Raw genomic sequence first — 8378 nt, forward strand, 5'->3', positions numbered from 1 at the left:
CCAGCGTCGCGCCCAGCCGCGCGGGCGAAGGTGAAACACGGATGCCGGCGGCTTCCATGGCGGCTATCTTGGACTCCGCGTCGCCCTTGCCGCCCGAGACCACGGCCCCGGCGTGGCCCATGGTCCGGCCCTTGGGCGCGGTGCGGCCGGCGATGAAGCCGACCATGGGCTTGGAGCGGCCCTTCTTCGCCTCGTCGATCAGGAACTGGGACGCGTCCTCCTCGGCCGCGCCGCCGATCTCGCCGATCATGACGATCGACTTCGTCTCGTCGTCGGCGAGGAACAGCTCCAGCACGTCGATGAATTCCGTGCCCTTGACCGGGTCGCCGCCGATGCCGACCGCCGTGGTCTGGCCGAGGCCCTCGTTGGAGGTCTGGAACACCGCCTCATAGGTCAGGGTGCCCGAACGCGAGACGATGCCGACGTTGCCCTTCTTGAAGATCGAGCCCGGCATGATGCCGATCTTGCACTCTTCCGGGGTCAGGACGCCCGGGCAGTTCGGGCCCAGCAGCCGCGACTTCGACCGGTCCAGGCGCGCCTTGACCCGCACCATGTCCAGCACCGGAATGCCCTCGGTGATGCAGGTGATGAAGGGGACCTCGGCCTCGATGGCCTCGATGATGGCGTCCGCGGCGCCCGCAGGCGGGACATAGATCACCGACGCGGTCGCGCCCGTGGCTTCCATGGCCTCGGCCACCGAGGCGAAGATCGGCAGGGTCTCGCCCTCCGACCCGGTCCAGTTCGTGCCGCCCTTCGCGGGGTGCACGCCGCCGACCATCTTGGTGCCGTAGTAGCGCAGCGCCTGTTCCGTGTGGAACGTCCCGGTCTTGCCGGTCAGGCCCTGGACGATGACCTTGGTGTTCTTGTCGACGAGGATGGACATGGCGAGGGATTTCCGGATGTCGGGAGAGGGGAGCGGCGATCAGTCGACGCGCGGGAGGAAGTAGGCGAGGCTCGATCCGTTGGCCTGACGGTCGATCGCCAGCATTCGCATCTGGCCGGTGCGGGCCATGGCAAGGAACTGCGGGTCGGACAGCTCGCGGGTCGGCGCGCGGCCCTCGGGCGTCTGCAGCCAGGCGTAGGCCTCAAGCCCGGCGAGACGGACCGGCGCGAAGCCGACCACCTCCCGCAGACGCCGGTCGAGCGCGCGATGGTCGGTCGGCCGCACATTGACGGCGCAGGCCTCCATGACGACCGAGTCGCGACCGACGCGGCGGGTGATCTTGCCGGTCATCAGAATGACGGCGTCGGTGGCGTTGCTGCGGATGAAGAGTTCGACGTCCGAGGCGTTGCGGATCGGCGGCGCGAGCGAGCTCGGCGCGGCGGAGAACCCCGCTTCGGAGGCGCGACTGCGCACCAGGGCGCGATCCCCGTGCGCGGCGATGCAAACCGTGTTCAGCAGGTCGATCACGTCGGTCGGCGTGGGCTCAACCGCGGTCTGGGCCGAACTCGCGCCGGCGCAGGCCGCCAGGGCGAGAGAGACGAGAAGGAGGCGTAGCCGCTTCACGTCACCCCACCGCCGCGACGATCTTCTGCGCCGCGTCGTCGAGGTCGTCCGCCGCCGTGATGGCGAGGCCGGACTCGTTCAGGATGCGCTTGCCCTCGGTCACGTTGGTGCCCTCGAGGCGCACGACCAGCGGCACCTTCAGGCCCACTTCCTTGACCGCCGCGACCACGCCCTCGGCGATGACGTCGCAGCGCATGATGCCGCCGAAGATGTTGACCAGGATGCCCTGCACGGCCGGGTCGGCGGTGATGATCTTGAAGGCCGCCGCGACCTTTTCCTTGGAGGCGCCGCCGCCGACGTCGCAGAAGTTGGCGGGCTCTTTCCCGTACAGCTTGATGATGTCCATCGTCGCCATGGCCAGGCCGGCGCCGTTGACCATGCAGCCGATGTTGCCGTCCAGCGCGACATAGGCGAGGTCCCATTCCGAGGCCTCGATCTCCTTGGCGTCTTCCTCGGTCTCATCGCGCAACGCCTTCATGTCCTCGTGGCGGAACAGGGCGTTGCCGTCGAAGCTGACCTTGGCGTCAAGCACGCGCAGGCGGCCGTCCTTCATGACGATCAGCGGATTGACCTCCAGCATCGACATGTCGGTCTCGACGAAGGCCTTGTAGAGGATCGGAAACAGCGTCTCGCCGTCCTTCGCCGCCTCGCCCGTCAGGCCGAAGGCGGTGTTGATCTCGGCCACGTTTGCGGGGGTGACGCCGGCTTCCGGGTCGATGTCGATGGTCTGGATCTTCTCGGGCGTGTCGTGCGCCACGGCCTCGATGTCCATGCCGCCCTCGGTCGAGACGACGAACGACACCCGGCCGGTCGAGCGGTCGACCAGCAGCGAGCAGTACAGCTCGCGCTCGATGTCGGCGCCGTCCTCGATGTACAGCCGGTTGACCTGTTTGCCGGCCGGGCCGGTCTGGGCGGTGACTAGGGTGTTCCCCAGCATCTCGCGGGCGTTCTTGACCACGTCCTCGATCGAGAAGGCCAGCCGCACGCCGCCCTTGGCGTCTGCCGGCAGTTCCTTGAACCTGCCCTTGCCGCGCCCGCCGGCGTGGATCTGCGACTTCACGACGTACAGCGGGCCTGGCAATTGCCTCGCCGCCGCCTCGGCCTGATCCGCCGAGGTGATGGCGACGCCCTCGGCGACCGGGGCGCCGAAGCCCTTCAGAACCTGCTTGGCCTGGTACTCGTGGATGTTCATGGGGGCCGCCTGGATGGGAGAGTTGGCGGCTTATAGGGGCTGCGCCTTCGCAGGCGCAACAGGTCAGGGACGAGGGATTAGGGATTAGGGATTAGGGATGAGGGATGAGGGTCAAGGTCGGGCCTCCGGCGAGATCTCTCCTCAGCCTTGGCGCTTCCTGTTCCCTAATCCCTAATCCCTAATCCCTGGAACCTAGTCCACCCAGTCCCGCTTCAACGTCCGCGAGGCCCCGATCAGCAGCACGGCCGCCAGCAGGTAGAAGCCCATGCCGGTGTAGATGGCCCAGCGCAGGCTTTCCTCGCCGAACCGCGGCGCCAGCAGGTCGCTCATCCAGCCGAAATAGTAGAAGCCGACGGCGATCCCCAGCAGGTTGTTGATCAGCAGGAACAGGGCCGAGGCGGTCGAGCGCATCGGCGCGGGAACCAGATGCTGGACCGAGGCGGTGATCGGCCCCAGCCAGGCCAGGTTCAGCCCCGTCGGAATCAGGAAGATCAGGAAGGCGACGATCAGCTGCTGCGCATTGGTCCCTCCGCCGGGGAAGACCAGCCCGATCAGCCACGGCGAGTTCATCGCCAGAATGAACATCGGCGCCGAGATCAGGAAGGCGATGGCCGGCGTCAGCGGATAGGCCCCCTTGCCGCGCTTCGACAGTTTGTCGGCGATGGCGCCGCCCAGCCAGATGCCGAGCGTGCCGCCGATCAGGGCGATGCCGGCGTAATACCAGCTGGTCTGCGACAGGCTCAGGCCGAAGCTGCGCATGAAGAAGAGCGGCAGCCAGCCCGCCACGCCGTAGCCGCACACCGAAGACGAGGCCGCCCCCAGCGCCAGCAGCCAGAAGCTCGGCTTGGGAATGACCGCCGAGGCGGTGCGGCGCGCGATTGTCAGCGATATGCCGATGACCATGGCCAGCAAGCCGCCAAAGGCGAGCACCAGCGCATTGCCGAGTTCAAGCCCGGCGAAATGGTTCAAGGCCGCCAGGATCAGGCAGCCGGCGCCGAGGCCCAGCATGATGAGGGCGGCGATGGCCCCCGCCTTGCCCGATCCGACCACCGGCGCGGCGGCGATGGCCGCCAGCTCGGCCTCGGTCTTGATCGTGTCGGTCCCGCCCCGTGTGGGATTGCGGACCGTGAAGAGCAGCAGGGGAGCCAGCAGGACGCCTGCCAGACCCACGACGATGAAGGCGGTGCGCCAGCCGTAAGTCGCCGCCAGCAGGCCCCCGACCAGGGTTCCGGCGGCGGTGCCCAGTGGGATGCCGAAGGCGAACGCCGCCAGCGCCCGGGCCCTCTGGTGCGGCGGGAAGTAGTCGGCCACCAGCGAATAGGCCGGCGCCACGCCGCCGGCTTCGCCCACGCCGACGCCCATGCGGAACAGAAACAACTGGGTGAAAGAGGACGCGACCCCGCACAGGGCGGTGAACCCGCTCCAGACGGCCAAGGCGCCCGTCATGATCCACACCCGGCTGTAGCGGTCCGCCAGCCACGCCAGCGGGATGGCCAGCGTCGAATAGACCGAGGCGAAGGCGATGCCGCCCAGCAAGCCGAACTGGCTGTCGGACAGGCCGAACTCGGCCTTCAGCGGCGCGGCCAGAATGCCGATGATCTGTCGGTCGAGGAAGTTCAGCATGTAGACGAGGATCAGGATCGCCAGAACGTAGAAGCGATAACCGGGGCGGGCCGGTGCGGCGTCCGTCGTGCTCATGGCGTTTCCCTCGACTGGTCTTCTTGCGGTGACGGTAGCTGCGCCGTGCGGCGGCGCCAAAGAAAAAGGGCGGCGGCTCAGGAGAACCGCCGCCCGTGATCAGATGATCAGGCTCAGGAGATCAGAACTTCACGCCGACGGTGAAGGTGTAGGTGCGCGGCGCGCCGTAGAATGCGATGATCGAGTTGCCCGTGGCGGCGCCGGGGAAGCTGTAGCCGCCCGTCTTGTACCGCTCGTCAGTCAGGTTCTTGCCGTGCAGGGCGACGGTCCAGCGGTCGCTGGCCGAGGTCCAGACCGCGCTGGCGTCGTACATCCAGTAGGATTCCTGATCCAGCAGGGGAGCCGGGGTCTCGAACTGCTGGTAGGCGCCGCGGTAGGCGGCCGACGGCGTGAAGGCCAGCTCCGAACCGTCCGAGAAGTCGTGACGGTAGGTGGCGCTGATCGAGCCGGTCCACTCCGGCGTGTTCTGGAAGTTCCGCTGGCTGGCGACGTCCACGAAGCAGCCGACCAGGGTCGGGCAGGTGGTGTTGCCCGAAGCCGTCGGAATGTAGGCGAGGAACTCGTCGAACTGCGCGTCGATGTAGCTCAGCATTCCGTTGATGACGAGATTGGTGGTGACGCGGAACGAGCCCTCGAACTCCCAGCCGCGGATCGACGAGGAGCCGACGTTGTCGACCACTGACGCCACCGTGGCTCCGGCCGGATACTGGGTCGTGATCTGCTGGTCCTGATAGGACGAGTCGAACACCGCCGTGGCGAAGGTGAAGCTGTCGAACAGGCGGCCCTTCAGGCCGACTTCGAACGTCTCGACCGTCTCCGGGTCGTAGCCGTCGACCGTGGCGGGATACAGAACGGCGTCCCCGCGCATGTCGAAGCCGCCCGACTTGAACCCGCGGCCCCACGAGGCGTAGGCGGTCAGGTCCGGCGTGAACTCGTACGAGACGCTGGCCCGGGGGGTGAACTCCTCGAACTCGCGCGTGTCGGTGTAGTTGGTGCGGATGCCCAGGGGGACGGCGGCCGCGTTGCCGAAGAACGGGCTGCGGATGCCCAGATACTGCCGGCGGAAGACCGTGCCGGTCTTCTCGTCGTGGGTGAAGCGCCCCCCGACCGAGACCGACAGCTGCTCCGTCAGGTCGTAGCTGAAGTCGCCGAAGACGGACCAGCTCTTGGTGTCGACGCTGCCCGAGGTCAGGGTGGTCAGGTTGAAGGCGCCGACGACGGTGTCGAACGCGCCCGAGGCCGTGGCGTCGAGATAGTAGACGCCGGCGACGCCCGACCAGCGGTCGCCTTCGAACAGGGCCTGGAATTCCTGGCTGAACTGGTCGTCGTCGTATTGGGCGGGGATGTCGAGGATCGGTCCCGGTTGGTTGTCGAAGTCGATGTTGCCGCGGGTCTGGCCGTCGCGATAGGCGGTGATCGACTTCAGGGTCAGCCAGTCGTTGGCCTCCCATTCGCCGGTGAACGAGAGGCCGCGGGCGACCACCTCGTTCTTGTCGCCGGCGCCGGCGAAGGTGTCGTATTCATTGGCCGGGATCGGAGCGAACTCGCGGTGCCCGTGTCGGGCGTTCGAGCTGTCCTTCACATAGTCGCCGGCGAGACGGAAGAAGAGGCTGTCGCTCGGCGTCCATTCGAAGCTGGCGCGGCCGGCGAGCACGTCCTTGTTGTAGTGCTCGGTTCCGGTGTTGCGGTTGGTCCCGAAGCCGTCGCGCAGATAACGCGCGACCGAGGCCGAGACGCCGAAATTCTCTGTCAGGGGGCCGGAGATGCTGGCCACCGCGTCGAACTGGTCATAGCTGCCGTACGAGCCGCGCAGCGAGATCAGCGGGTCGTCGCCGATCCGGCGCGTGACGTATTTGATCGCGCCGCCGATGGTGTTGCGGCCGTACAGCGTGCCCTGCGGGCCGCGCAGGATCTCGATCCGCTCGACGTCGAAAATGTCCAGGACGGCGGCCTGCGGGCGGGCGACGTAGACGTCGTCGATGTACAGGCCCACGCCCGGGTCGAAGCCCCACAGCGGATCCTGTTGGCCGACGCCGCGGATGAAGGAGATCAGGGTCGAGTTGGAGCCGCGCGCCGAGTTCAGCGTCAGGCCGGGCGTCGACCGCGCCAGTTCGGTGATGTCGGCCGAGCCGCGGTTCTCCAGCGTCTCCGCGCTCACGGCGGTGACGGCGATCGGCACGTCCTGCAGGTTTTCCGTGCGGCGGCGCGCGGTGACGACGACGTCGTCGATGGCCGTGGCTTCCTGCTGCGGCGAGGCGTCCTGCGCCACGGCGAAGGTCGAAAGCGCGCTCCAGGCGGCTCCTGCCAGCAAGGCGGTTTTCACATAGCGGTTCATCATAGCCCCAATCCTCTGTTCCAGCCCTGACGCTTTTATTTATTCAGCGTTCAATGATTTTCGCGGACCGTAACCGTTTCGCATCGTCTGTCAAACGTGAAGCTTCCGCTGCGTTACAGCACCGCTAACCTGTGGCGCCGTTGCACAGGCGGCCCCTCCGGGCCTAGCTTGGCCGCATGAGCAAGCTCGACGTCCCGGCGGTGAAACGCGGCCGCCCGCGCAAGGCCGAGGTCGCCGGCGGCGCCGACACGCGCGATCTGATTCTCGACGCCGCCGAGGACCTGTTCTCCAAACACGGCTTTTACGGCGTCACCATCCGCGAGGTGGCGCGCGAGGCGGGCGTGGATACGGCGCTGGTGCACTACTATTTCGGGGCCAAGCGCGGCCTGTTCGACGCGGTCTTCCTGCGCCGGGCCGAGGTCTGGAACAACGAGCGGGTCGAGGCCATCAACCGCTACGCCCGCGAGGCCGGCGACGCCATGACGCTGGAGGGCCTGTTCGAGGCCTTCCTGCGCCCGCCGTTCGAATGGTCGTTGAAGGGCGGGCCGGGCTGGAAACACTACGCCGCCCTGGTGGCCCAGACCAACGCCAACCCCACCTTCGGCGGCGAGATCATGGCCCGCTATTACGATCCCGCCATCCGCCGCCTGATCGAGCTGATCAAGCGCATCCTGCCCGGCGCGCGCGAGGTCGACCTGTACTGGGCCTATCACAACCTGTCGGGCGCCCTGACCCTGACGCTGGGCGAGACCGGGCGGCTGGACCGGCTGTCCGGCGGCCTGTGCCGCTCGGGCGATCTCGAGACGGCCTCGGACTATATGGTGCGGTTCGCGGCGGCAGGCTTCCGCGCCGTCTGCCAGCCTAGCCCAGGAACATCTCCCACATCAGCCGGCCAGGGGTGAAGGCGAAGGCGCCGGCGATGACCAGCCCGCCGACGAAGGCGCCCGCCATCCCCCGCGCATGCCCCTTCACCCGCCCGCGCCGGATCGCGACCACGGCCATCGGCACGGCGATGAAGGTCCAGCCGCTCAGCAGGTGGATCCACGAAAAGGCCCCCGGATTGATCTGGCGGATGAAGAAGGAACTGGCCGCCACCGTCAGCATGGCGATGACCCAGCTCCAGCCCAGCACGCGATGCACCCCCGTGCCCTTGACCCCGACCAGCTGCACCGTCCCGATCAACAGCGCCGCCAGCGCCGCCGGCACATGGATCCGCACCGCCAGCGGCTGCCGCGCCAGCAGCCCCCACTCCGGCGCATGCCCGAACCGCGCCATGGCGGCGAAGACGGCGGCGGCCCCGATGGCGAGCCCGGCCAGCAGGATCAGGCGGCGGGCGGGAAAGGTGGGGGTGGGCAGGGGCTGGGCGGTCATGCGAGGGCTCCGGAGTTGACCGGTCCGTGCTGAGCCCTCCGCCGCGTCCTGTCCTGCGCCGATGCGCGAACGACCGCGCGCCGTTCGCGAGTGAACGCGCCCGCCAATCCCGTCCTTCCGGGGCCGCGCAGCGGAACCCGGAATCCAGAAGACCGGGCTCGACGTCAGAGTGATCCAGGACTGCGCCCGGACCTCTGGGTTCCGGGTTCTGGTCCCGGCTGCGCCGGTCCCAGCCCCGGAAGGACGGGACGAGGAGGCGCCCGCCCCTACCGCAA

7 protein-coding genes are annotated in these 8378 nt (G+C 68.1%); 1 reads left to right on the forward strand and 6 read right to left on the reverse strand.

What is annotated here, in order from left to right; genetic code table 11:
* From sucD to VGB60_RS11865, 5 genes are all read right to left on the reverse strand, one after another.
* Window positions 1-883 (reverse strand): succinate--CoA ligase subunit alpha (gene sucD, locus VGB60_RS11845; protein ID WP_331038454.1); only part of this gene is annotated, 883 nt, incomplete at its 3' end.
* Between the two features lie 39 nt (window positions 884-922).
* A complete protein-coding gene (locus VGB60_RS11850) occupies window positions 923-1507 on the reverse strand; it encodes a hypothetical protein (protein WP_331038455.1) in 585 nt (194 codons plus the stop codon).
* A gap of 1 nt (window position 1508) precedes the next feature.
* The gene (gene sucC / locus VGB60_RS11855) at window positions 1509-2699 is read right to left on the reverse strand and encodes an ADP-forming succinate--CoA ligase subunit beta (RefSeq protein WP_331038456.1); all 1191 of its coding nucleotides are present in this window, start codon (window positions 2697-2699) and stop codon (window positions 1509-1511) included.
* 192 nt (window positions 2700-2891) lie between these two features.
* Window positions 2892-4397 carry an MFS transporter gene (locus VGB60_RS11860; RefSeq protein ID WP_331038457.1) on the reverse strand — a complete coding sequence of 502 codons (1506 nt, stop codon included), beginning with the start codon at window positions 4395-4397 and terminating at the stop codon, window positions 2892-2894.
* A gap of 121 nt (window positions 4398-4518) precedes the next feature.
* Window positions 4519-6735, reverse strand: coding sequence for a TonB-dependent receptor (locus VGB60_RS11865; RefSeq protein ID WP_331038458.1), 2217 nt, complete (start codon window positions 6733-6735; stop codon window positions 4519-4521).
* Window positions 6736-6908: 173 nt separating this feature from the next.
* Here VGB60_RS11865 and VGB60_RS11870 point away from each other — a divergent pair, with 173 nt between their 5' ends.
* Window positions 6909-7634, forward strand: a complete 726-nt coding sequence (locus VGB60_RS11870; RefSeq protein ID WP_331038459.1) for a TetR/AcrR family transcriptional regulator — start codon at window positions 6909-6911, stop codon at window positions 7632-7634.
* On the opposite strand, the gene VGB60_RS11875 is transcribed toward VGB60_RS11870, so the two are convergent.
* Window positions 7594-8103 carry a DUF2306 domain-containing protein gene (locus VGB60_RS11875; RefSeq protein WP_331038460.1) on the reverse strand — a complete coding sequence of 170 codons (510 nt, stop codon included), beginning with the start codon at window positions 8101-8103 and terminating at the stop codon, window positions 7594-7596. The two genes, VGB60_RS11870 and VGB60_RS11875, sit on opposite strands and share 41 nt — an antisense overlap.
* Window positions 8104-8378: the final 275 nt, after the last annotated feature.

The organism is Brevundimonas sp., assembly GCF_036399195.1.
GTDB lineage: Bacteria > Pseudomonadota > Alphaproteobacteria > Caulobacterales > Caulobacteraceae > Brevundimonas.

Excerpts from the sequence above, each read along its gene's own strand:
- sucC (WP_331038456.1), bottom strand. The coding sequence starts at position 2,699 with ATGAACATCCACGAGTACCAGGCCAAGCAGGTTCTGAAGGGCTTCGGC.
- VGB60_RS11860 (WP_331038457.1), bottom strand. The coding sequence starts at position 4,397 with ATGAGCACGACGGACGCCGCACCGGCCCGCCCCGGTTATCGCTTCTAC.
- VGB60_RS11865 (WP_331038458.1), bottom strand. The coding sequence starts at position 6,735 with ATGATGAACCGCTATGTGAAAACCGCCTTGCTGGCAGGAGCCGCCTGG.
- VGB60_RS11870 (WP_331038459.1), top strand. The coding sequence starts at position 6,909 with ATGAGCAAGCTCGACGTCCCGGCGGTGAAACGCGGCCGCCCGCGCAAG.
- VGB60_RS11875 (WP_331038460.1), bottom strand. The coding sequence starts at position 8,103 with ATGACCGCCCAGCCCCTGCCCACCCCCACCTTTCCCGCCCGCCGCCTG.